This window comes from Streptomyces venezuelae, from assembly GCF_008642295.1.
GTDB lineage: Bacteria > Actinomycetota > Actinomycetes > Streptomycetales > Streptomycetaceae > Streptomyces > Streptomyces venezuelae_C.
This window is the reverse complement of sequence record NZ_CP029190.1, coordinates 1,231,313-1,254,101: the sequence shown is the minus strand read 5'-3', so window position 1 is coordinate 1,254,101 and position 22,789 is coordinate 1,231,313. Positions and strand designations below refer to the sequence as shown.

Sequence of the window (22,789 nt, the reverse complement as noted above, 5' to 3'; positions counted from 1 at the left end):
CGGTATTCCGCCGCCGCGCGAGGACACCTGTCGGTTCATCGCGTGCCCGAGACGATTCGTTACGCACTGAATTGAGTGACCTACGCCACGCTGCCAACGGAGGGCCGCCGAGAAGCCGCCGAGCGGCGGTCGAGGCGCGGCCGAGAAGAGGCCGGACGGCCCCCGATGACCGCGTTCCGGATCAGCCCGGTTTGCGGGCCTCGATCAGGAACCGGGCGGTGTGCGCGACGAACGGCCCTTCCTGCTCGATCCGTTCGTGCAGCTCGCGCAGCCGGTCCCGGTAGTGGCCGACCGTGAAGCCGGGCACCATCCAGATCACCTTCCTCAGGAAGTAGATCACGGCGCCGATGTCGTGGAACTCGGTCCGCAGCCGCTCCGAGCGCAGATCGACCACTTCCAGCCCGGCCTTGGCGGCGTCGGCCGCGGCGTCGTCCGGGTGCCGGCCCCGCCGGATCTCCTCCGGCTGCGGCCCCAGGAAGTACTCGACGAGCTCGAACACGCTGGCCGGACCCACCTGCTGGGAGAAGTAGGTGCCACCCGGTCTCAGTACCCGGGCGATCTCGTCCCACCAAATGGTCACCGGATGCCGGCTGACCACCAGCTCGAAGGCCTCGTCGCCGAACGGAAGCGGCGGCTCGTCGGCATCGGCGACCACCACCGCACCCAGCGGGTGCAGCAGCCGGGTCGCCTTGTCGATGTTCGGAGGCCAGGACTCGGTGGCCGCCATCAGCGGGGGCAGCTGCCCGGCCGGGACGGCCCCGGCGAGGACCTCGCCGCCGCCGGTCTGGATGTCGAGGGCCGACCGGACCCGGCCGAGCCGCTCGCCCAGCAGGCGCTGGTAGCCCCAGGAGGGGCGCTGTTCGGTGGCCCGGCCGTCGAGCCAGGTGAAGTCCCATCCGTCCACGGAGACCGACTCGGCCTCGGCGACGAGGTGGTCGAATGTGGGTGTCATGCCTTGATCGTCCCAGTTGTATCGCCCGGTATCCAGCCGATTCCGGCCGAATTCCAGCCGAGGCGTATGGAGAGGAGCAGCCGACGGCCGGGCCGCCACGGCCCGCCCGGGGTCGACTACAGTGGACGGCGGGCCGTGACTGGCGTTCGGGTGGATCACCACCGGGGAGCGGCCCGGCGTCGGCTGCACGGCTGTCCGTACGCCGTTGCCGCGCGCCTGGGCGAACCGCGATCCCGCAGCGACGTTCAGGAGACCCCATGACGACTGCCACCGCCCGCCTGATGGACGGCACCGCCCTCGCCCGCCGCATCACCGAGCAGACCGCCGCCCGCGCCGCACAGATCACCGAGCGCACCGGCACCGCGCCCTGCCTGGCCACCGTGCTGGTCGGCGAGGACCCGGCGTCCGTGACGTACGTACGGATGAAGCAGAACCGTTGCGCCAAGGCCGGCATCACCTCCCGGCACGTGGCCCTGCCGGCCGAGACCACCACCGAGGAACTGGTCGCCACCATCACGGCGCTCTCCGAGGACCCGGAGATCAGCGGCATCCTGCTCCAGCACCCGGTCCCGCACCACATCGACGAGCGCGCCGCCTTCGAGGCCATCGCCCCCGGCAAGGACGTCGACGGGGTGACCATGCACTCCTTCGCCGCCATGGGCTTCGGCCTGCCGGGCTTCGTCTCCTGCACGCCGGGCGGCATCATGCGCCTGCTCGCCGAGTACAACGTGGACCTCACCGGCAAGCACGCCGTGGTCGTCGGCCGCAGCGCGATCCTGGGCAAGCCGGCCGGCATGCTGCTGCTGGAGCAGAACGCCACCGTCACCTACTGCCACTCCCGCACCCAGGACCTCTCCTCGATCGTGCGCCAGGCGGACGTCCTGGTCGCCGCGGTCGGCAAGGCCGAGTTCATCCGCGGCGAGGACATCAAGCCCGGCGCGGTCGTCCTGGACGCCGGCTACAACGAGGGCAACGTCGGGGACGTCCACTTCCCCTCGGCGGCCGAGCGAGCCTCCCTGATCACCCCGGTCCCGGGCGGCGTCGGCCCGATGACCATCGCGGTCCTGCTGGAACAGACGGTCACGGCGGCAGCCACCCAGGCGGGCCTCGACCTGGCCTGAGGCCCCCCGACCGCGCTCTGCCCCGGGCCACAGCGCCCGGGGCGTCCGCGGTGAGGGTCGGCCGTAGGGATTGATCCCCCACCCGCGCCCCGGCGTTTCGGTGGCCATCCTGCTCAGGCTCGGTGGCTCCCCTCCCCATGGCCGCACATGCAGTGATGCCCTTCGGCGCCGTTCCCGAGTACCGGGCCGCGCAGTGCGGTCCGCAGCTGGGCAGTGCGCCACCGTTCGACCACCACGGCCCTGCGGTAGTCGATCCATGCCTTGACCACACCGGCCACCGGCGCCGCTGCCAGGAGGAGCGGTGTTCCGGCCTCGATCAGGATGTTCGTGATCTGCGGTCCCATGGTTCGTCACGGTCCTTCCGGTTCCGCCGCCCCCTGCTGGAGCGGTCCGTTGGAAGAGTCGCCCGCCCGGTCGGTTTCCCTCTACGGTAAGGAAACCCACAGAAACTGGGCTGAGTTGGAGGCGTCTCATGCCTGGAGGTCGGCCGACACGGGCCGGACGCGAGGGATACCCGGAGCTGGCAGAGCTGGCAGCCTGGTTCAAGCAAGCCATCGAGGCGGGTCATCCCAGCATCAATGCGTTCGTTCAGCAGCACACCCTGGACAAGAACAAGGTCTACGAGGTCGTACGAGGCACTCTCCTGCTCTCGCTCAACTCGACCACGGCTCTGGCCGGACTGCTCAAGCAGGACCCGTCGGTCGTGGAGCCGATCTGGCTGCGTGCGCGCGAGGCCATGGACCGGCGGCTGATGGCCGAGGACGAAAGCGAACGGCCCCGCGTCAACTCGTTGGCGGAGATCCCGCGGCCTGAACTCGCACTCCGGAACGTCCTCGACGCCCTGACCCATGCGGTCGAGCAACTTCCGTACCGACTCCTGGGTGTTGCGGCACCGCCGCTCTCCACTGTCTACGTCCGACAGCGCCTCCGGGCGGACAGCCCAGGGGTGGGAGGGGAACCGAACAAGGAACGCGACCGCGAGGAACTACGCGCGGATCGAAGCGAACCCGCCGGTGGTGATGTGCCGGTGACGGTTGCGGAGGCGCTCAACCGCAGTGAACACCTGCTGGTCACCGGTGAGCCGGGCGCGGGAAAGTCCACGCTCGGTCATCATCTGGTTTCCAGGCTGGCCCGAATCTGGCTCCGCCAGGAGAGCGCCGCCAATCCTCCGCTGTCCGAGCCCGTGGTACCGGTCCGGGTCTCGGCACGGGCACTCGTCGGTGAGGGTTCGTGGAGCACGGTGCTGGCCGAGGCCACCCGCCGTGCCCTCGGTCCCTACCTGGTCACGGAGCCGAGTCCGCACCTCTTCGCCGGCCGTACGCCCGGTGCTCGCTGGCTGGTCGTGGTCGACGGCCTGGACGAGATCCTCGACCGGCCCACCCGGGCATCCATCATCCGGGCGTTGTCCCAGCACGCCCGCGCAGGCAGTGACTACCGTTTCGTCATCACCAGCAGACCCCTGCCCGAAGAGGAAATGGCGGCACTCCGGGGCAGTCACATCGGCATGTGCCGTATCGAGCCGTTTGAGCAGGAAGAGCTGAAGCTGTTCTCGGAGCGCTGGTTCTTTGCCCAGGATCCGATCACCTCGGAGCGGCGGGCAGAGGAGTTTCTCCGCCAGGTCGAGGACGGGCGCCTGAGAGAGTTGGTCCGCAACCCCCTGCTTGCCACCATCGCTGCGGTTGCCAGCACACGTGAACCCGAACGCCCCTTGCCGACGAACCGGGTGGACCTGTATCAGCGTTTCTATGAATACCTCGTCACCGACGAGGAGGCGAGCGGACGCGCAACACCCAGTGAGCTCCGTCGCCTTCGCGACGGTCAGCCGGGCCGATACCGGCTGGTCGAGTGGATCCATGCCCAACGGACGGCGATCATCGATGTGCTGGCCAAGGAACGCTTGACCACGGAGCTCCCCTTGGCGGACGTGGCCTGTTCCTGGGTGCGGGAGCACAAGCCTCCAGATATGGAACTGCCGCCGGGCTGGGAGAGGGACTTCGACAGGCTGCTGATCGATACCGGAATGTTCGTGTACGAGAGTTCGGGGCTTCGGTTCCTCCATCACACCTTAGCCGAGTTCATCGCCGCCCGAACGTATGCCGCGAGCATCTCGGATAGCTTTCCGGAGATGGACGAGTGGATCGAACGCGGCCTCGGAGAAGCCCAGCGCAACTTTGCACTTCTCACCATGGTGCTGTGGGGACGCATCAGCGGAAACGATGTCGGGCTGATCCTGGATCGCCTCCTTGCAGGCGATCGGGAACACGCGTCACTGGCGGGTCGGCTGCTGTCGGAATGCGGTGATGTGAATGATCGATATTCCCGTGCTGTGGTGGATCGCCTGATCGATCTCGGCCTCGGCAATACTCCGATCGAGGACCGGTACCTCACCGGCTCCCTCGGGCGCCTCGAGGACAGGTACAGCGCCACCTGACATCCTGGGGCTGCTGAGCGGAAACGAATATGCCATCACCCGGCTTGGGGAGATAGTAAAACGTGAGGAATTGCCGTTCATTACTCGGATCATCTCGCTTGAGGCGCTCAGTCAGATCGCACCCAAAAAGGAGGCGCTGGAGCTCCTCAGATCGATCTCTCAGGTGGCAGGAAAACCCATCGAGCTGACCATCATTGCTGCCGGACTCGCCGAGCTTGGCGAGGGCGCATCCGAAGAGATACGAACGTTTCTCCTCCGCGCCAGTGGAGATCCCAAGGCGGATTCCAATGCCCTGGCATCGGCAGCGGAAGGCTTGAGGGACATCGGTGACATTCCCGCGGCGCTTGATGCTGCGCGTCGTGTCCTTATGGTCACCGAGCCCCATGCGAGCGACCTGCGCACAGCTGTGAAGGTGCTGCTCAATGAGCAGGTCGAGGGCGATTTGATCGATCCGGATGGTGTATTGGAGAACCTGTCGGACCGCTACGGAATTGCACTTGTCGAGGTGGCGCGAGAGTTCGTGCAAGCGGGCCATCCTGCGCAAGCCCTGCAGCTTGCGCGCAACGTTCTTCAAGGCCGTGATTCCGACGAGCTCGCCCTGGGCAGGGCGGCTGGCCTCTGGCTCGCGCTGAACGGGGATGACGGTGCTGAAACCCTGCTCGCCGAATTGAGTGGGCGTCAGGTCTTCGGGGCATCCCAGCGTGCGTTTGTTGCCGCGGCCCTCGCGGAAGCAGGACATTCGAAGGAGGCCGTGGAAATGGCGGGCGGTGTCCTCGCCAATTCCGATGCTGGTGGATTCTCTCTCGGTGCCGCGGCCGGAGCATGGCTTGCCTCATCAGGCGGTGTTGACGGATTGTTGGACATCCTACGGGACCGTCCGGCGATCGGCCCGTGGTCCCGTTCAGCCATAGCCGAGGAGATGGTTGAGGCGGGCCACATTGTGCAGGCGGTCGATCTTGTGCGCAGCGTGTTCTCCGATCCTACCGCCGATAGATACGACGTGAGCAAGGCGGTCAAGGTGATCCTCCGGGCGGAAGAGCCGGTACGGACGGATATTTTCGAGGAGATTCACCAGTCGCATGGCGAGGGAGATCGGGTGAGAGTCGCGTTCACTCTTGCCGAACTGGGATATCGCGAGGAGGCCGGCAAGCTCGCCATCGAAGCGCTCGAAGACTTCGACGGCGACATGCGAACCCTGAAGGAGCTCCTCGACGCGCTTCTTGCGGCGAGCGGGATTTCGGCAGCGGATGCGGTTCTGGCGGCCCTGAATGCCGACGCCGTATCCGATGCGGTTCGCTTCGCCGCGGCAGACTTCCTGGCAGCGGCAGGAGCCTTGAGCGCCGCCGTCTCACTGTGGTGCGGGCTCCTCGTGGTGGACGCCGCCTCGCCGACCGAGTCCGTCTCGGTTCTGACCCGCCTGCTGAAGACCGGCCACCGTGACCAAGCCATCCACGCCCTGCGCGGTGCCTTGAATGACCCTGCTCTGCAACCGCACCGGCGAGGCCGCCTCCGGGCCCTGCTTTCCTGGGCCGTCTTCAGCGATCCGAACGCTGCGAACTGCGGCAACTGCCCCTGAGCCAGGGGAGCGAGACCGTTACCCCGGAGGTAATCGACCCCTCGGCGGGGCGGCGGCACAGTGGGGGTATCGGGCTCCGGGGTCGCGCACTCGGCTCCGGGGCCGGTGTCCCCATTCGTGTACTCGACTCCAGGCGGAGGCTGATTCCCATGTCCGCGACCCTGCTCGGCAGCATCGCCCGCACCACCGAACCGGAGACCGCGCTGCGGCGGTTCCTCGGGCTGGATGCCGTGGTCACCGGCGCCAACGGGCTTGCGTATCTGGCGTTCTCCGGGCCCCTCGGGCGGTTGCTCGGGGTCGGGGAAGGTCTGTTGTTCGGGCTCGGGGTGCTGTTGGCGGTGTACGGGGCCGGGGTCGGGTGGCTGGCCTCGCAGCGGCGGCCGGCGGCGGGATGGGTGCGGGCGGTGGTCGAGGTCAACTACGCCTGGGCCGCGCTCAGTCTGGTCGCCCTGGTGGTGTGGTTCGAGCCGACCGCCGCCGGGATCGTGTGGATACCGGCGCAGGCCGTCACCGTCGCGGGCTTCGCCGCCCTGCAGCAGCTCGCGCTGCGCTCACGGAGCCAGTGAGCGAAGGTACTTCACCGTCGCCGGGTCGGCCGGGAGCATCGTCTCGATGGCCAGCTCGGCGACGGTCACATCCATCGGGGTGTTGAAGGTGGCGATGGAGGACACGAAGGAGAGGATGTGTCCGTCGTGCTCGATCACCAGCGGGAGCGCGAAGTACGGGGCGGGGGCGGACAGGTCGGGGGCGGGGGCGGGTCGTGCGGAGTTGGCCGGCTGGTCCGGCAGCGGGTAGGACGAGACCTCCTCGTACAGGGCGCGCAGCGGCTCCGAGCGGGCCAGGGCGATCTGGCGTTCCATCTGGGCGAGCAGGTGTCCGCGCCACTCCTCCAGGTTGCGGATCCTCGGGGCCAGGCCCTCCGGGTGCAGGGTGATCCGCATGGCGTTCAGCGGCGGGGTCAGCAGGTGGTCCGGCAGGCCGTCCAGAATCATGGCGATGCCCCGGTTGGCCGCGACGACCGTGTACGTGCCGTCCACGATCAGCGCCGGATACGGCTCGTAGCCGGTCAGCAGCCGCTCCAGGCCCTCCCGGAGGGTCCCCAGCGAGGGGTCCTCCAGCGGGGTCTGGGCGTAGTGCGGGGCGTAACCCGCCGCCAGCAGCAGCGCGTTGCGCTCCCGCACCGGTACGTCCAGGCGGTCGGCGAGCCGTAGCAGCAGGGCCTCGCTCGGCCGGGACCGGCCGGTCTCGATGAAGCTGATGTGCCGGGACGAGGAGTCCGCCCGCCCGGCCAGCTCCAGCTGACTGAGTCCGCGCCGCTGCCGCCAGGTGCGGAGCAGAGGGCCGACGGAGGTCGTGGTGGAGGTCATGACCGGACGGTAGCCGAGGGCGCGAGAAGGGTCAGCCCAGGTCGAAGACGTTCCGCAGACCGAGCCGGTAGCGCCACCGGTCGTGCCGCTTGAACTCCTCGATCTCCGGAGCCCGGTAGAGCTTCTTCACCGCGCACCGGGCGGCCGGTGAACCGTCCCGGTCCAGCAGGGCGTTGACCGCGGCCCGCGCCGAGGCGTTGGCCCCCTCCATGGTGGCCAGGTCGATGTCCACGGCGACGTAGTCCCCGCTGAGGAAGAAATTCGGGATGCGGGTGCCGGCCGTCGGCCGGTTGTGGAAGGTACCGGTCGGGTGGATCAGCAGTTCGTCCTCGTTGGTCGGGTTCGGGGTGCCCAGCCCGTCCACCCCCGGGTCCAGGAACCACGAGTGCAGCGCACCGTCCCGCAGCAGGGTGCTGCCGGTGTCGTTGAGCGAGGCCTTCAGCTGCGCCCACACCTCGCGGGCGACCTCCTCGCGGGTGCACTGCTTGGCCGTCTTCCCGTACAGGATCCCGGGCTTGTCCCACTCCGAGATGTCCACCGACAGGCAGTCCACCGCCGCGCCGTCGCCGTAGTCGGCCGGGAAGTCCCGGGCCGGCCAGTGCTCGGCCTGCTGGATCGCCGTCAACGACCAGGGCGAGTCGATGCAGTTGAGGTGGCCGTGGACCAGTGGTGCCCGCTCGGTGAGATAGAACTGGATGCCCGTCATCCAGTCGGTCTTCAGTTTGTCGCAGCGCCCCAGCATCGGGTCGGCGGCCCGCAGTGCCGGGCTCCAGGTGCGGCGTGCGTGTTCGACGGGCAGGGCGGACACGTAGTGGTCGGCGACCACCGTCTGCCGGACCCCCGCCGGGTCCTCCACCAGGACCCCGCTGACCCGCCCGTCCCCGTACCGGACCTCCCGTACCGTCCACCCGATCCGGAACTCCACGCCCAGGGAGCGCAGATGGGCCTCCCAGGGATCGATCCAGGCCTCGTTGGTGGGCAGGTTCAGGATCCGGTCGGGCGGCCCGTCCGCGCCCCGGCCGAGCGCGTTGAAGACGAAGGCCTCGCCGAGCGTGCCGACCGTACGGGTGGAGGCCTCCTCGGCCTTGGTGGCCACGATGTTGCGGGTGACCCCGATCGCCAGGATCCGCTGGTACTCGCTCGACATCCGGCCCGCCCGGGTGAACTCCCACCACGGGGTGCGCTCCCAGACCTCGTCGCGCCGCTCGTCGCAGCTGGTGAGGAAGACCAGGGCGCGGTCGACGAAGTACGCCGTCTCGTGCAGCGGCAGCCGCACCAGGGTCTGCAGGATGCCGGTCAGGGCGCGGCGGATCTCGTCCGGGGTGAGCTCGGCCGGGTCGTGGCCCTGCCAGGGGATCGGTGCGCGGAGGTCCTCGCGCCCGCCGGCCCGGGCGAACATCATCTCGCGCGGGGCGACCAGGTTGTCCCACACGCCGTTGGCATTGCCGGGGAAGGGGATCCGGCGCATGGTGTCCGGCAGGTTGTGGTAGATGCCCGGGATGAAGCGGAAGCCGTGTTCGGCGGGGAGCGGGCGGCGGGAGCCGCGGGCGCTGCCGGGTACGTCCATGCTGCGCGCCTTGCCGCCGAGGGCCCGGCGTTCGTACACGGTCACGGCGTAGCCGCGTTCGGCGAGTTCGTGTGCGGCGGTGAGTCCGGCGACCCCGCCGCCGAGGACGGCGACCCGGCGGCCGGCGCCGGTGCCGGTGCCGTCGGCCGGCCGGGTCGTGGGGACCGCGGCCGGGGCCGTCGCAGCCTCGGCCGCCCCGGCGGCGGCGAGGGCCCCCGCCGTTCCGGCTGCCGCGCCCGCCATGAACGTACGCCTGGAATTGCCTGTACGAGCCATTCCCCGCCCCCTCATTACCGCCGGTAACAGTCACGTCCGGCGCAGGAGCATAGGGGCGGCCCCCGGGTCACGGAAGGCGCAGAAGCACCCGCCCGCACTATGGCGCGAAACCTTCCCTCCGGCCCGGGCTGTGGGAACCTTGACACCACGTCACGATCACGCTGATGGCCATGGGTATGGCCACGGAGGAGGAGTCGCGGATGCCGAGTGAGCCGCTTTCGCAGAAGGAGATCGAGGACCGGTTGCGGGAACTCCCCGGCTGGGCCTTCGAGGACGACCGGATCTTCCGCACCTACCGGCTGGGCACGCACTTCGCCGCGAGCGCCCTCGTCGCCCATATCGCTGCCGTTCAGGACGAGTTGGACCACCACTCCGACCTGACCCTCGGCTACAACACGGTCCGGCTGTCGGTGAACACGCACAGCGCGGGCGGTGTGGTCACCGAGAACGACTTCGAGCTCGCGCAGCGGGTCGAGGGCATCGCGCCTGCGCACGGGGCGAGCTGAGCTGAGCGTGGACCTGCTGGTCGACTACGACTCCGAGGCCGACGCGTACGACGCCACGCGCGGCGGCGTTCCGCGGGCCGAGGCCGCCGCCCAGGCGGTCCTCGGGCTCCTCCCGCACGACACCGCAACCCTCCTGGACCTGGGCTGCGGCACCGGCATCGTCACCAGCCGGCTGGACCGTCCGGGCCTGCGGGTCTTCGGGCTGGACGCCTCGCCCGGCATGGCTCGGATGGCCCTCGGCCGCGGCGTCCCGGTGGCCCTCGCCTCCGCCACCCGGCTGCCGCTGGCCGACGCGCGGGTCGACGCGGTCAGCGCCGTCTGGCTGCTGCACCTGCTGTGCGACCCGGGCGCGGTGGCGGCGGTGGTCGCCGAGGCGGGCCGGGTACTGCGGCCCGGTGGCGTGTTCGTCACCACCGTCGACAAGGACGCGGGGCACGACGTCGGCAGCGATGTCGATGCCGTTCTCGCCGCGTACCGGCGGGCCCGGGCCTCGGACGAGGCCGACGCCGTCACCGCGTACGCGGCCTCGGCGGGCCTGCGGCCGGCCGGCCGGGCCCGCTTCCGGGGCCACGGCCAGGGCCGCACCCCGAACGCGGTGGCCCAAGGGGTGCTGGCCGGGCGTTACGCCTCCCTGCTGGAACCGCAGGGCACCGCCCCGGCGGAGCTGGCCGCCCGCCTGGGCACCCTCCCCGCCCCGGACACTCCGCGCGGCGAACCGACGTACGAACTCCGGGCTTTCGTCCGCACCTGAGGGCGAGTCAGCCCGCTGCGGCCCGCTTCGGAGGGTCAGCCGGCTGTGGCGGGTTCCAGCCGCCAGCCCTGGGTGGCCGCGTCCGTCTCCTCCCACTGGCGGGCGTACCCCGCCGGGTCCACATCCAGCGGCAGCCCGCTGATGCAGGCGATCAGGGAGACCACCCCCGTCGCGGCCCCATGGCGCAGGTGCTCCTCCACCAGCCACTCCTGCGCGCCGAATCCGTTCGGCTTCCACAACTGGATCCGGGCGCCGCTCTCCACGGAGGCACCCGCCACATCCAGCCGCTTCTCGCTCAGCACGTTCACGACGTGGTACGTCGCGGCGCCCGGGTGGACCGGTACGATCCGCCACCGCTGCGCCCCCGCAGCCGCCGGTGGACCCTCCGGGCCCACCCGGACCCGCGTACCACTGCCCGTACGGCTGCCCTCAGTCTCCAGTACCAGCCCGCTCGCCGCGTTCCGCAGCAGGAAGATCCCCTCCACGTCCGGCCGCCTCTTCAGACGTCGAAGACGGCCGGGTCCGGGCCGATCCGGCGGGCGTCCGGGCCCGCGCCCAGCGTGTCCAGGGCCGCGATGTCCTCGCCGTCCAGCTCGAAGCCGAAGACGTCCAGGTTCTCGGCGATCCGGGACGGGGTCACCGACTTCGGGATCGCGATGACGCCCTGCTGCACATGCCAGCGGAGCACCACCTGGGCCGCGGAGCGGCCGTGCTTCGCGGCCACCGTCTCGACCGCCGGCCGGGTCAGCAGCTCCTTGCCCTGGCCCAGCGGGGACCAGGCCTCGGTGGCGATGCCGAGTTCGGCGTGGACCGCGCGGAGTTCGGTCTGCGGGAACAGCGGGTGCAGCTCCACCTGGTTGACGGCGGGCACCAGCGGGCTCTCGGCGCGCAGCCGGCGCAGGTCGGCAGGGCGGAAGTTGGACACGCCGACGGCCTTGGCCCGGCCGCTCTCGGCGATCTCCTCGAAGGCCCGCCAGATGGCGAGGTAGTCGTCCCGCATCGGGCGCGGCCAGTGGATCAGGTACAGGTCCACGTAGTCCAGGCCGAGCTTCTCCAGCGAGGCGTCGAACTCGCGCAGCACATTGTCGCGCTGCCAGGTCTCGGACGGCCCGTTCCACAGCTTGGTGGTGACGAACAGCTCCTCGCGCGGCAGCCCGGAGCCGGCGATGCCCTTGCCGGTGCCGGCCTCGTTGCCGTAGACCGAGGCGGTGTCGATGCTGCGGTAGCCGGCCTCCAGGGCGAGGCCGACGGTCCGTTCGGCATCGGCGTCCGGAACCTGCCAGACACCGAAGCCGAGCTGGGGCATGAGCGTGCCGTTGTTGAGCGCGATGGCGGGGACCTGGTCGGGCTGAGTCACGTCTGGTCGTTCCCTTGTGGCTGATGGTGCGGCGGCAGTCGGTCGTACGTGACCCCGTCGTACGACGGGGTCACGTACGACGGGGCACAACCGGAGCGTCCACCGGCATATTCCCCCCACCCGGAGGACCACCACCCGTTCGCATCGGCCGTCAGCGGGCGGAACCCAGGTACGCCTCCCTGACCAGCGGGTTCGCCCGTACCTCCGCTGCCGTCCCGGCCGCCAGCACCGTACCGAGATCCAGGACCACCACCCGGGTGCACAGCTCCATCACGAAGGCCACGTTGTGCTCGACCAGCAGCACGGCACAGCCCTCCTCCTCGGCGAGCCGCCGCACCACCGCCGCCAGCTGCTCCCGCTCCGGCGCGGACATGCCGGAGGCCGGCTCGTCCAGCAGCAGCACCCGCGGCGGGTCGGCCACCGCGCGGGCCAGCTCCACCATGCGCGCCTGCCCCACCGGCAGGCCGCCCGCGTACGCGTCACCGAGCGCGGAGATCCCGCAGCCGGCCAGCACCTCCTCGGCCCGGGCCCGCCGCTCCCGGTCCCGGCGGCGCCGGTCGCGCAGGCCACCGCCCGGCAGGCCGCTGCCCCGCCATTCCTGGGCCACGAGCAGATGCTCGGCCACGGTCAGCTGGCCGAAGAGCTGCTGCCGCTGGAAGGTGCGGCGCATGCCGTGCCGGGCCCGCCAGACGGGGGAGCGGCGGGTGATGTCGGCACCGTCGAGCAGCATCCGGCCGCGGTCGGGCCGCCGGATTCCCGACAGCACGTCGAACAGGGTGGTCTTGCCCGCCCCGTTGGGGCCGATCAGGCCGCAGACCTCGCCGGCGCGGATGCCGACGGACACATCGGTGAGCGCCCGGACCCCGCCGAACCGCACCCCGATCCCGTGTGCCTCCAGCACGTACGCCCCGCTCATCGGCTCATCCCCAGGTAGGCCTCGGTCAGCCGGTCCGTCTCCACCTCGGCGCGCGGGCCGCACCAGGAGACCCGGCCCTGGGAGAGGTAGGCGACGGTGTCGGCGATGCCGAGGATCTCGGCGGCCTTCTCCTCGACGAGGAGCAGGGCGGTACCGGCCGCGCGGAGCTCGGTGAGCAGCGCGTACACCTCGTCCACGATGCGGGGCGCGAGCCCGAGGGAGGGTTCGTCGGCGACCAGCACCTCGGGCGGCCGTTGGAGCAGCGGCGCCAGTGCGAGCATCTGCTGCTCGCCGCCGGACAGCGAGCCCGCGGGTACGGTGCGGCGCTCGGCGAGCCGGGGGAAGCGGTCGTAGACGGCGGTACGGGCGTCCGCCTCCGGCAGGCGCATGGCCAGGTTCTCCTCGATGGTGAGCGAGGGGAAGATCCCCCGGCCCTCGGGCGCGAGCAGCACGCCGGCCCGGGCCCGGCGTACGGCTCCGTCCCGGGTGGCGTCACGGCCGGCGACGTACACCCGGCCGGTGGCGGGCGCGAGGAGACCGGCGGCGACACGGCAGACGGTGCTCTTGCCGGCCCCGTTGGGGCCGAGCAGAGCAAGAATCTCCCCCCGCCGAACCCGCAGGTCAACCCCATGCAGCACCAACCCCCCGTCATACCCGGCGACGACGCCCCGCAGCGCCAAAGCATCCGGGGGCGGAGCCCCCGACGGGGTCCGGGGCGGAGCCACGGTTTCGGGAAGGGGCGGGGTGGGGGAGCTCTCCGGCTCGCCCGGCCCCCCGCTCCGGCCCATGCCCGCCACTGCCGTGGCCCCGCCCCCGGCCAGCGCCGGGGCTTCGCCCTGGGCCCCGGCCAGCGCCGTGCCCGGTTCTCCCGGGGCTTCGCCCCGGACCCTGGCCGGCGCCGCGCCCGGTACCGCCAACGCTTCGCCCCGGGCCCGTATCGCCGGAGCGCCGGCCGCCAAGGCACCCGCCGCCGAGACATCGCCCGCCGCCGAGGCGACCGTCGCCCGCCGGCGCGCCCGGCGGACCGGGACGGCCGCGCAGTAGCCGTCCGGGTCGTTTGCCAGTGCCAGGCCCGCCAGGCCGAACAGGATCACCGGCAGGTGTGCCGACTCCGTGACGTAGTCCGCGAACAGCCGCGGCATCACCGCGAACACCAGCCCCGCCACCACCGCGTACTGCGGCCTCCGCACCCCCGCGGCCACCACCACCGCCAGCCACACCAGCCCGGTCATCGCGGTGAAGTCGGTTGCCGTGATCCGGGTGTTGTACGAGGCGTACAGCACGCCCCCGAACCCGGCCAGCCCCGCCGACAGCGTGAACAGCAGCAGTTTCGTCCGCAGGACCGACACCCCCGAGGCCATCGCCGCGGCCGGTGCCGACCGGACGGCGAGCATGGCCCGTCCCGCCGGGGAGTTCCGCAGTGCGCTCAGCCCGGCCGCCACCAGCGCCACGACCACCACCAGCGCCACACCCATCGCCCGGTCGTCGGCCAGGTCCAGCGGCCCGATCACCGGCCGCGGGACCGACCATCCGGAGTCCCCGTTCCGCAGCCAGCGCAGCTGGAAGAGGACCTGGTCGGCGAGGAAGGCCAGCGCCAGCGTGGCCAGGGCCAGGGAACGGCCGCCCAGGCGCAGTGCCGGCAGTGCCACCAGCGCGCCCAGCAGCGCGGCGGCGCAGGTGCCCACGGCGAGCGCGGCCACGAACGGCCAGCCGTGGCTCATCAGCAGCCCGGCCACCAGCGCCGCCCCCGTCACGAACGTGGCCTGGGCCAGCGACACCATCGCCCCCAGCCCCGTCACCACGGTGAAGGACATGAACACCAGGGCGATCGCGAGCCCTTGGGTCAGCAGCCCGCTCCAGAACGGGGTGGTCACGGTGTAGAAGGCGGTGCCCAGCAGGGCCGCGCCCACCGCCCACACACCCCAGCGCCGCGCCCAGGAGGCCCCGGCCAGATGGTCCAGCGGCGGCGCGTCCGCAGCCGCGATCCCCGCGGTCCGCTGCCGCCGGGTCAGGACGAGCAGCCCGCCGAACAGGATCAGGAACGGTACGGCGGTCCGGAATCCGGTGATCCCCTCCGCGAAGGAGGCGTAGCCCGCGACCAGGTTCTGGAGTACTCCCAGCCCCAGTCCGCCCGCGAAGGCCAGCGGCACCGAGGCGAACCGCCCGAGCACCGCCGCCGTCGCCGAGACGAACAGGAACAGGGTGAAGTCGTGCGCCGACAGGCCCAGCAGGGGCGTGGCCAGGACGCCCGCCAGCCCGGCCAGTCCCGATGCGATCATCCAGGCCACCGAGGACAGCCGGTCCGCGCTGATGCCGCGCAGTTCGGTCAGCGAGCGGTTGTCGACGGCGGCCCGCAGGTGCAGTCCCAGCCGGGTGTGCCGCAGCAGCACCCACAGTGCCACCGCCACCACCGCCGTCACCACCCAGGTGATCAGCTGGTCGGAGTCGATGCCGACCCCGTCGGTGAGCTGCCAGGACTTCGCGGGGCTCGGTCCCACCCCGGGCAGCCCGAACTGGTTCTCGGCGGGCTTGACCGGCGCCCCCGCCTCCGACAGCAGTTCCACCAGCCACAGCCCGGCCGCCGGCAGGGCCACCAGCAGGCCGATGGTGGCGACGATCTGCGCCGTCTCGCCGACCCGCGCCAGTTTGCGGAACATCAGCCGGTCCAGCCCCCAGCCGAGGCCGGGGGCCAGGATGCACACCACCAGCAGGGCGGCGGGCACGGCCGGCCAGCCGAGCCCGGAGTGCAGTTCGTAGAAGGTGAGCGCACAGACGTACGCGGTGGCCCCGTGCGCGAAGTTGAACAGTCCGGACGCCGAGTACGACAGCACCAGCCCGGTCGCGAGCAGGGCGTACAGAGCGCCGGAGACCAGGCCGCTCAGGACGAAGACGAGCAGATCTCCCATGGGTGCGGACCCCTGCCCCTACTTGAAGGGGATGGGCTCGTGGCACTTGAACGGTACGGAGACCTGGTAGGAGCCGTTCTTCAGCACCACCAGCGCCCCGCAGCCGAAGCTGTCCTTCTGCCCCTTGGGCAGGCTCCGGTCGCCGACCAGGGTGCCGGTGTCGGAGAAGTTCTGCGCGGCGGCCTGGAAGGATTCCACGGTCAGGTCCTTGCCGGCCTTCTGCGCGATGGACAGGAACAGGTCGGCCGACATGTAGCCGGTGAGCATGTGCATGTTCAGCGGAACGTCCTTGCCGCCCGCCGCCGCCTTGATGTCGGCCTTGAACTGCGTCATCTTCGGGTCGGTCGACTCGAAGGGCTCGAACTGCAGCAGGACATGCACCCCGTCGAGGGCCTGCTTGGTGGCCTCCTTGGCCAGCAGCCCGGGGTCGTAGTCGGTCGGGTCGGACAGTACGCCCTGGTAGCCGGCCCGCTTGAGCGCGGTGAACAGGCCGATGTTGCTGGGCGTCTGCATGACCGAGACGACCGCGTCCGGCGCCTTGCCGTCGTTGCCGGCCATGATGTCCTTCACGTACGCCGACCAGTCGCTGGGGACGGCGGTGGCGGGCACGCTCGCCTTGGCGTAGGACACCGTGAATCCGGCGCTGGCGAAGCCCTGCTGGAAGGTGCGGATGCCGAACTTGCCGGCGTCGCTGTCGTTGGCGATGACGGCGACCGACTTGCCCCGGGCGCCGCCGAGGACGGTGGCGATGCCTTCCGGCCAGGTCTGGTTGATGGTGCCGCCGGGGGAGGGGACCAGGCAGCCGTTGAACCCGTAGATGTACTTGGGTCCGCAGAACGAGGGCAGGGTGCCCCAGCCGAAGGTGGGGACCTTCTCCTGCTCCAGGAAGTCGGCGCCGGAGAAGGTGGTCGAGCTCATCGGGGCGACCGCGAACACCTTGTCCTGCTGGACGAGTTTGCGGGCGGCGGCGTTGTTCTTCCCGGGGTCCTGGCCGTCGTCCTCGGCGCCGAGGTAGTCGATCTTCCGGCCGTTGACTCCGCCTTCGGCGTTGGCGCGCAGATAGCGGGCCTTGGCGCCGAGGTCGGTGTCCTTCTTGCTGTAGCCGCTGCTGGTGGTCATCGAGACGATGCCGCCGACCTTGATGGAGTCGGCGGTGACACCGCGGGTGGTGCCGCTGCCGGACTGGCCCGGCTTGCCGGTGCCGGTGCCGTTCTCGGAGGCGGAGTTGCAGGCGGAGACAAGGGCGAGGGCCGCCGCCACGGCGGCCAGGGTGCGGATCGGTCGCGACATGTTCGGGTACCCCTCCGGTCGGAATTCCCGAATTCTGTGCGTGAGCTGACGAACCGTCAAGAACTCCCGCAGGGATTGGTGACGGACCGTCAGATCCGGTTTCCCGGTCAGGACTGGTAGAGCACGGCTATCTCCTTCGCGTATGCCGCCTCGATCGCCCGCCGCTTCAGCTTCAGCGAGGGGGTCAGCAACCCCCGCTCCTCACTGAACTGGTCCGCCAGCACCCGGAACGAACGGATCGCCTCGGCCTGCGAGACCCGGGTGTTGGCGGCCGTCACCGCCCGCCGGACCTCGGCCACCAGATCCGCGTCCTGCACCAGCTCGGCCGCGCTCATCTGGGGCCGCCCGCGCATCGACAGCCAGTGCGCCACCCCCTCCGGATCCAGGGTGACCAGCGCGGCGATGTACGGCCGGTCGTTCCCGACCAGCACGCACTGCGACACCAGCGGATGCGAACGGACCCGCTCCTCCAGCGCGCCGGGCGACACGCTCTTGCCGTTGGAGGTCACCAGGATCTCCTTCTTCCGCCCGGTGATCGTGAGATAGCCGTCCTCGTCGAGCCGCCCCAGATCCCCCGTGGCCAGCCAGCCCCCGTGCAGGACCGCCGCCGTGGACCGCGGATCGTTCAGATACCCGGCGAACACATGGCTCCCGTGCAGCCAGACCTCCCCGTCCTCCGCGATGTGCACCGTACTGCCCGGAATCGGCGGACCCACCGTCCCGTACTTCGTCGCCCCCGGCGGATTCGCCGTCGCCGCCGCACAGGACTCGGTCAGCCCGTACCCCTCGAACACCGTGATCCCGGCACCCTCGAAGAACAGCCCCAGCCGGCGCGACATGGCCGAGCCGCCCGACATCGCGTACCGGACCCGGCCGCCCATCGCCTCCCGGACCTTGCCGTACACCAGCCGGTCGAACAGCTGGTGCTCCACCCGCAAGGCGGCCGACGGCCCGGGCCCGGTCCCGAACGCCTTCTGCTCCCGCGCCTCGGCGTACCGTACGGCGGTCTCCACGGCCCGGTCGAAGGGGCCGGTCCGCCCCTCCGCCTCCGCCTTGCGCCGCGCCGCCGCGAACACCTTCTCGAAGACGTACGGAACACCCAGCACAAAGCTCGGCCGGAACGCGGCCAGGTCCGGCAACAGCTCGGCGGCGGCGAGCACCGGCTGGTGGCCCAGCTTCACCCGGGCCCGGACGGCCGCCACCTCCACCATCCGCCCGAAGACATGCGCGAGCGGCAGGAACAGCAGCGTGGACGGCCCCTCCCCGGCACCGCCGGCGAACACCGACTCCCACCGCTGCACCAGCGTGTCCGTCTCGTACATGAAATTGCCGTGCGTCAGCACACAGCCCTTCGGCCGCCCGGTGGTCCCCGAGGTGTAGATCACCGTGGCCACCGCATCGGGAGTGACCGCGGCCCGGTGCCGGTGCACCACCTCCTCGTCCACCGCCGCCCCGTCGGCGGCGAGCTGCGCCACGGCCCCGGTGTCCAGCTGCCAGAGCCGCCGCAGCTGCGGCAGCCGGTCGATCACCGACCCGACCGTCATGGCCTGGTCCTCGTTCTCGACCACGCAGGCGACGCAGTCGGAGTCGTGCAGGATCCAGTGCACCTGCTCGGCGGAGGAGGTGGGGTAGACCGGCACCGGCTGGGCCCCGACCGCCCACAACGCGAAGTCGAACAGCGTCCACTCGTACCGGGTCCGGGACATGATCGCGACCCGGTCGCCGAACCGCACCCCCTGCGCCAGCAGCCCCTTGGCCAGGGCCAGCACCTCGTCGCGGAGCTCGCCCGAGGTCACGTCCCGCCAGACCCCGCCGGACTTCCGGCCGAGCACCACCCGGCCGGGCTCCTCCCGGGCGTACCGGAACACCGCATCGGCCAGTCCTCCGGCGGGCACGGGGGTGGCCACGGGTGGAACGCTCAACTCGCGCAACGGCTGCTCCGCTCCTCTCCGTACCGGCGCGGTGACGCTACCCCCGGACCCGCCCCCAACAGGCCGCTTTGGCCGAAACCTCCACGAGATCCACTCACCGCCGTGCGTGTGATCCCTTCCGCCGTCCGGCCCCTGCGGGTGGGCATGTCAGCGGTGCCGCGGCGGCCCGCCGTGTTCGGCTGTCGACCGTCCCCCCCCGCACCGACATGAAAGGTGATCCCGGTGAACAGAGCCCGGTTCCTGGCCGCGGCCGTACCGTCCCTGCTCGCGGTCTCGCTGGCGGGCGCCCCCGCCTGGGCCGCTCCGGCCCCTTCGGCCTTCCGGCCGCCCGTCCCGCACTGCCTGGCGCCCGACGGCACCGACCTCAACAAGCTGTTCGACGTCAAGGAACGGATCATCGGTCCGGAGGGCTGCCGGACGGCCTTCGCCAAGGAGAAGTGGGTCAGGACCACGCCGACCTGGGAGGTTTCGGGCGCCGCGGGTGCCGTGTACCCCGAGGGGTACGAGCCGGCCCGGGTCGCACCGATCGACGACTTCATCTCCAAGTTCGTCAGCGCCACGTACGTTCACGACATCGGTACGCCGGACGAGCAGAGCTTCACCTTCAGCCGGAACGAGGTGCTGCGCACCGGTGCCACGAATGGCGGCGCGTACGCCGTGGCCGTCTCGCCGCCGTTCAAGGCGCTGAGCGTCGGTACGCACACGGGCACGGTGTTCTTCACGCTCACCGCGGAGCACTGTGACGGTCTCGGTGTCGACCGGGAGGAGAACTGCCTGCCGGAGGGCACCTTCGCCTACACGGGCGACATCCCCTTCGACGTGGTCCCGCGCCCGAAGGACGGGTACCCGGTCGATGAGAAGCCGGACCACGGACGGCCGGACCACGGGAAGCCGGACTTCCACAAGCCGAAGCCGGGCAAGCCCGACCACGGGAAGCCGGACCACCAGAAGCCGGACTTCCACAAGCCGAAGCCGGGCAAGCCGGACTTCAAGAAGCCGGAGCACAAGAAGCCCGACCACGAAAAGCCGGACTACCAGAAGCCCGACTACCACAAGCCCGACCCGGTCAAGCCGGACCACAAGAAGCCGGAGCCGGCCAAGCCGGACGAGAAGAAGCCCGAGGACGGCAAGACCGACCACAAGAAGCCGGAGCCGGTCAAGCCGGACCACGGCAAGCCGGACCCCAAGAAGCCCGAGCACGGCAAGCCGGACCACAAGAAGCCGGAGCCGAGCAAGCCCGACGAGAAGAAGCCCGACCACGAGGACGGCGGCGAGTACCGCCCCTTCGGCTTCTGACCGGCGGCGCGCGGCCGAGGCGCAGCCGACGCGCGGCCGACGCCCAGCCCGTGCCCAGCCCGGGCTCAGCCCGTGCTCAGCCGGCCGGCCCGCGGGCCGGCCGGCTGAGCCGGTCCCCGCCCGACAGGATCGCCGCGGCCAAGGCCTCCGCCGCCGCCCCGCCCTGCGGCCCCCGCAGCAGCGCGAACTCCACCGGACCCAACTCCGGCAGCCCGCCCACCCTCACCAGCCCCGGCGGGATCAGCCCCCGGGTGTGCGCCATCACCCCCAGCCCGGCCCGCGCCGCCGCGACCAGCCCGCTCAGGCTGCCGCTCGTACAGGCGATCCGCCAGCCGCGGCCCTCCCGCTCCAGCACCTCCAGGGCCCGGGCCCGGGTGATCCCCGGCGGTGGGAACACGATCAGCGGCACCGGCCGGTCCGGATCCAGCCGCAGGCCCTCCGCGCCGATCCACACCATGCGGTCCCGCCACACCAGCCGGCCCCGCTCGTCACCCGGCCCGCGCCGCTTCGCCAGCACCAGGTCCAGCCGGCCCGCGTCCAGCCGCTCGTGCAGCGTGCCGGACAGCTCCACCGACAGCTCCAGGTCCACCTCCGGGTGCTCCTGCCGGAATCCCTCCAGGATCTCCGGCAGCCGGGTCAGGACGAAGTCCTCCGAAGCCCCGAACCGCAGCCGCCCGCGCAGCCGGGTCCCGGTGAAGAAGGCCGCTGCCCGCTCGTGCGCGGCCAGGATGGTCCGCGCGAACCCCAGCAGCGCCTCCCCGTCCTCGGTCAGCTCCACCCGGTGGGTGTCCCGGACGAACAGCAGCCGGCCGGTCGCCTCCTCCAGCCGCCGCACATGCTGGCTGACCGTGGACTGCCGCACCCCGAGCCGGGCCGCGGCCTGGGTGAAGCTCAGGGTCTGCGCGACGGTGAGGAACGTACGGAGCTGAACGGGGTCATACACACTCCCTACCGTAGCCGCTCATCATGATCTGCAATGACAGTCAGAGCGGTGAACGGGGTTCCCGATGACCGGACCCCTCCATCACCATGGAGGGCATGCACCGCCCCCAGATACCGGCCTGGCTGCCGCTGGACCCGTACATCCTGGCCCTCGTCGCCACCGTCGGCCTCGCCGCCCTGCTGCCCGCCCGCGGCACCGCGGCCACCGTCGCCGAAACGGCCGCCACCGGCGCGATCGCCCTGCTCTTCTTCCTCTACGGCGCCCGGCTCTCCACCCGCGAGGCCCTCGAGGGCCTACGCCACTGGAGGCTCCACCTCACCGTCCTGGCCTGCACCTTCGTCCTCTTCCCGGTGCTCGGGCTGGCCGCGCAGGGGCTGGTGCCCACCGTCCTCACCGACCCCCTCTACCAGGGGGTGCTCTTCCTCTGCCTGGTCCCCTCCACCATCCAGTCCTCCATCGCCTTCACCTCCATCGCCCGGGGCAACGTCCCCGCCGCGATCTGCGCCGGCTCCTTCTCCAGCCTGGCCGGCATCCTCCTCACCCCGCTGCTCGCCGCCGCCCTGCTCGGCGGCAGCGCGGGGGGCTTCTCCGCCGACTCCGTCCTGAAGATCGTCCTCCAGCTGCTCCTGCCCTTCCTCCTCGGCCAGGCGCTGCGCCCCTGGGTCGGCGGCTTCCTGGTCCGCCGCAAGAAGGTGCTCGGCTATGTCGACCGGGGCTCCATCCTGCTCGTCGTGTACACCGCGTTCAGCGCGGGCATGGCCGCCGGCGTGTGGAGCCAGGTCAGCCCCGCCCGGCTCGGCGCGCTGATGGTGGTGGAGGCGGTGCTGCTCACCGTGATGCTGCTGATCACCTGGTACGGGGCGGGGCGCCTCGGCTTCGACCGGGCGGACCGGATCGCCATCCAGTTCGCCGGCTCCAAGAAGAGCCTCGCGGCCGGACTCCCCATGGCCAGCGTGCTGTTCGGGGCACAGGCGAGCCTTGCGGTGCTCCCGCTGATGCTGTTCCACCAGATGCAGCTGATGGTCTGTGCCGTGCTGGCCCGCCACCGCGCCCAGGACCCGGAGGGTCGGAATCCGGAGGGTCAGGAACCGGAGGGTCAGGGCCCGGTCGGCCGGGAAGTGTCCCAACTCCCGCCCCGGCGGGCCCCGCACGAGGCCGATGCCGCTACCGTGCGGTAGTGACCTGGATCCGTCCCCTCGCCGCCCACGGCCCGCGCCCCTGTACCCTGGTGGTCTGCCGCGGCTGCTGCTGCGGCACCCTCCGCAAGCTCCCCGGCACCGACCATGCCGCCCAACTGGCCCGGCTGCAGACGGCCGCAGCCGCTTCCGAGGGCCGGCTGGCCGTCCGTACGGTCGACTGCCTCGGCCCCTGTGAGCAGGCCAACATCATCGTGGTCCAGCCCACCACCGAGGCCCGCCGCCGCGGGGCCCGGGCGGCCTGGTTCGGCTGGGTACTCGACGGCACGGCCACCGACGACATCGCCGAATGGGCCCTCGCCGGCGGCCCGGGCACCGTCCCCCTCCCGCCCGCGCTGGAACTCCACCGGGTGGACCCGCCCTCCGACCGCCCGGAAAAGAAGCGCCGCCGCACCGCCCGCTGATCC

20 protein-coding genes and 1 riboswitch are annotated in these 22,789 nt (G+C 71.3%); of the genes, 9 read left to right on the top strand and 11 right to left on the bottom strand.

Annotation, left to right across the window (positions count from 1 at the left end):
• Positions 1 to 181: 181 nt before the first annotated feature.
• On the bottom strand, positions 182 to 952 hold the full coding sequence (locus tag DEJ50_RS05600) for a methyltransferase domain-containing protein (RefSeq protein WP_150206470.1): 771 nt from the start codon (positions 950 to 952) through the stop codon (positions 182 to 184).
• Positions 953 to 1,077: 125 nt separating this feature from the next.
• A riboswitch (ZMP/ZTP riboswitch) is annotated at positions 1,078 to 1,181 on the top strand.
• A 28-nt stretch (positions 1,182 to 1,209) separates the two neighbouring features.
• On the opposite strand from DEJ50_RS05600, the gene DEJ50_RS05595 reads away from it, so the two are divergent.
• Entirely contained in the window at positions 1,210 to 2,073 is an 864-nt protein-coding gene (locus tag DEJ50_RS05595) for a bifunctional 5,10-methylenetetrahydrofolate dehydrogenase/5,10-methenyltetrahydrofolate cyclohydrolase (protein WP_150206468.1), read from the top strand.
• Between the two features lie 113 nt (positions 2,074 to 2,186).
• Here DEJ50_RS05595 and DEJ50_RS05590 read toward each other — a convergent pair whose 3' ends face one another.
• Entirely contained in the window at positions 2,187 to 2,417 is a 231-nt protein-coding gene (locus tag DEJ50_RS05590) for a hypothetical protein (protein ID WP_150206466.1), read from the bottom strand.
• Positions 2,418 to 2,545: 128 nt separating this feature from the next.
• Between DEJ50_RS05590 and DEJ50_RS05585 the strand changes: the two genes are divergently transcribed.
• From DEJ50_RS05585 to DEJ50_RS05575, 3 genes are all read left to right on the top strand, one after another.
• Entirely contained in the window at positions 2,546 to 4,504 is a 1,959-nt protein-coding gene (locus DEJ50_RS05585; RefSeq protein ID WP_150206464.1) for an NACHT domain-containing protein, read from the top strand.
• A gap of 70 nt (positions 4,505 to 4,574) precedes the next feature.
• Complete coding sequence (locus DEJ50_RS05580) at positions 4,575 to 6,080, top strand: hypothetical protein (RefSeq protein WP_150206463.1); 1,506 nt, start codon at positions 4,575 to 4,577, stop codon at positions 6,078 to 6,080.
• A gap of 149 nt (positions 6,081 to 6,229) precedes the next feature.
• The gene (locus DEJ50_RS05575; protein WP_150206461.1) at positions 6,230 to 6,646 is read left to right on the top strand and encodes a hypothetical protein; all 417 of its coding nucleotides are present in this window, start codon (positions 6,230 to 6,232) and stop codon (positions 6,644 to 6,646) included.
• Here the strand turns inward: DEJ50_RS05575 and DEJ50_RS05570 are convergent.
• A complete protein-coding gene (locus DEJ50_RS05570) occupies positions 6,632 to 7,447 on the bottom strand; it encodes a helix-turn-helix domain-containing protein (protein ID WP_150206459.1) in 816 nt (271 codons plus the stop codon). The two genes, DEJ50_RS05575 and DEJ50_RS05570, sit on opposite strands and share 15 nt — an antisense overlap.
• Positions 7,448 to 7,478: 31 nt before the next feature.
• Complete coding sequence (locus tag DEJ50_RS05565) at positions 7,479 to 9,290, bottom strand: FAD-dependent oxidoreductase (RefSeq protein WP_150206458.1); 1,812 nt, start codon at positions 9,288 to 9,290, stop codon at positions 7,479 to 7,481.
• Positions 9,291 to 9,490: 200 nt separating this feature from the next.
• Between DEJ50_RS05565 and DEJ50_RS05560 the strand changes: the two genes are divergently transcribed.
• Both DEJ50_RS05560 and DEJ50_RS05555 read left to right on the top strand, forming a co-directional pair.
• A complete protein-coding gene (locus tag DEJ50_RS05560; RefSeq protein WP_150211932.1) occupies positions 9,491 to 9,796 on the top strand; it encodes a 4a-hydroxytetrahydrobiopterin dehydratase in 306 nt (101 codons plus the stop codon).
• Positions 9,797 to 9,812: 16 nt separating this feature from the next.
• Entirely contained in the window at positions 9,813 to 10,547 is a 735-nt protein-coding gene (locus tag DEJ50_RS05555) for a class I SAM-dependent methyltransferase (RefSeq protein WP_150211931.1), read from the top strand.
• A gap of 35 nt (positions 10,548 to 10,582) precedes the next feature.
• On the opposite strand, the gene DEJ50_RS05550 is transcribed toward DEJ50_RS05555, so the two are convergent.
• From DEJ50_RS05550 to DEJ50_RS05525, 6 genes are all read right to left on the bottom strand, one after another.
• Entirely contained in the window at positions 10,583 to 11,032 is a 450-nt protein-coding gene (locus tag DEJ50_RS05550) for an RICIN domain-containing protein (protein WP_223837615.1), read from the bottom strand.
• Positions 11,033 to 11,046: 14 nt separating this feature from the next.
• A complete protein-coding gene (locus DEJ50_RS05545; RefSeq protein ID WP_150211929.1) occupies positions 11,047 to 11,853 on the bottom strand; it encodes an aldo/keto reductase in 807 nt (268 codons plus the stop codon).
• 202 nt (positions 11,854 to 12,055) lie between these two features.
• Complete coding sequence (locus DEJ50_RS05540) at positions 12,056 to 12,820, bottom strand: ABC transporter ATP-binding protein (protein WP_150206456.1); 765 nt, start codon at positions 12,818 to 12,820, stop codon at positions 12,056 to 12,058.
• Positions 12,817 to 15,726 (bottom strand): ABC transporter permease subunit, encoded by a 2,910-nt coding sequence (locus DEJ50_RS05535; RefSeq protein ID WP_150206454.1) that lies wholly within the window; start codon positions 15,724 to 15,726, stop codon positions 12,817 to 12,819. The genes DEJ50_RS05540 and DEJ50_RS05535 overlap by 4 nt, the downstream gene beginning before the upstream one ends.
• 18 nt (positions 15,727 to 15,744) lie before the next feature.
• Positions 15,745 to 17,016: an ABC transporter substrate-binding protein gene (locus tag DEJ50_RS05530; protein WP_150206452.1), complete on the bottom strand. Its 1,272-nt coding sequence runs from the start codon at positions 17,014 to 17,016 to the stop codon at positions 15,745 to 15,747.
• A 107-nt stretch (positions 17,017 to 17,123) separates the two neighbouring features.
• Positions 17,124 to 18,947 (bottom strand): AMP-dependent synthetase/ligase, encoded by a 1,824-nt coding sequence (locus DEJ50_RS05525; protein WP_150206451.1) that lies wholly within the window; start codon positions 18,945 to 18,947, stop codon positions 17,124 to 17,126.
• Positions 18,948 to 19,169: 222 nt separating this feature from the next.
• On the opposite strand from DEJ50_RS05525, the gene DEJ50_RS05520 reads away from it, so the two are divergent.
• Positions 19,170 to 20,243 carry a hypothetical protein gene (locus tag DEJ50_RS05520; protein ID WP_150206449.1) on the top strand — a complete coding sequence of 358 codons (1,074 nt, stop codon included), beginning with the start codon at positions 19,170 to 19,172 and terminating at the stop codon, positions 20,241 to 20,243.
• Between the two features lie 76 nt (positions 20,244 to 20,319).
• On the opposite strand, the gene DEJ50_RS05515 is transcribed toward DEJ50_RS05520, so the two are convergent.
• Complete coding sequence (locus tag DEJ50_RS05515) at positions 20,320 to 21,186, bottom strand: LysR substrate-binding domain-containing protein (protein WP_150206448.1); 867 nt, start codon at positions 21,184 to 21,186, stop codon at positions 20,320 to 20,322.
• A 95-nt stretch (positions 21,187 to 21,281) separates the two neighbouring features.
• Between DEJ50_RS05515 and DEJ50_RS05510 the strand changes: the two genes are divergently transcribed.
• Together DEJ50_RS05510 and DEJ50_RS05505 are read left to right on the top strand one after the other, a co-directional pair.
• Complete coding sequence (locus DEJ50_RS05510) at positions 21,282 to 22,364, top strand: bile acid:sodium symporter family protein (RefSeq protein WP_150206446.1); 1,083 nt, start codon at positions 21,282 to 21,284, stop codon at positions 22,362 to 22,364.
• Positions 22,364 to 22,786 carry a (2Fe-2S) ferredoxin domain-containing protein gene (locus DEJ50_RS05505; RefSeq protein ID WP_150206444.1) on the top strand — a complete coding sequence of 141 codons (423 nt, stop codon included), beginning with the start codon at positions 22,364 to 22,366 and terminating at the stop codon, positions 22,784 to 22,786. The genes DEJ50_RS05510 and DEJ50_RS05505 overlap by 1 nt, the downstream gene beginning before the upstream one ends.
• Positions 22,787 to 22,789: the final 3 nt, after the last annotated feature.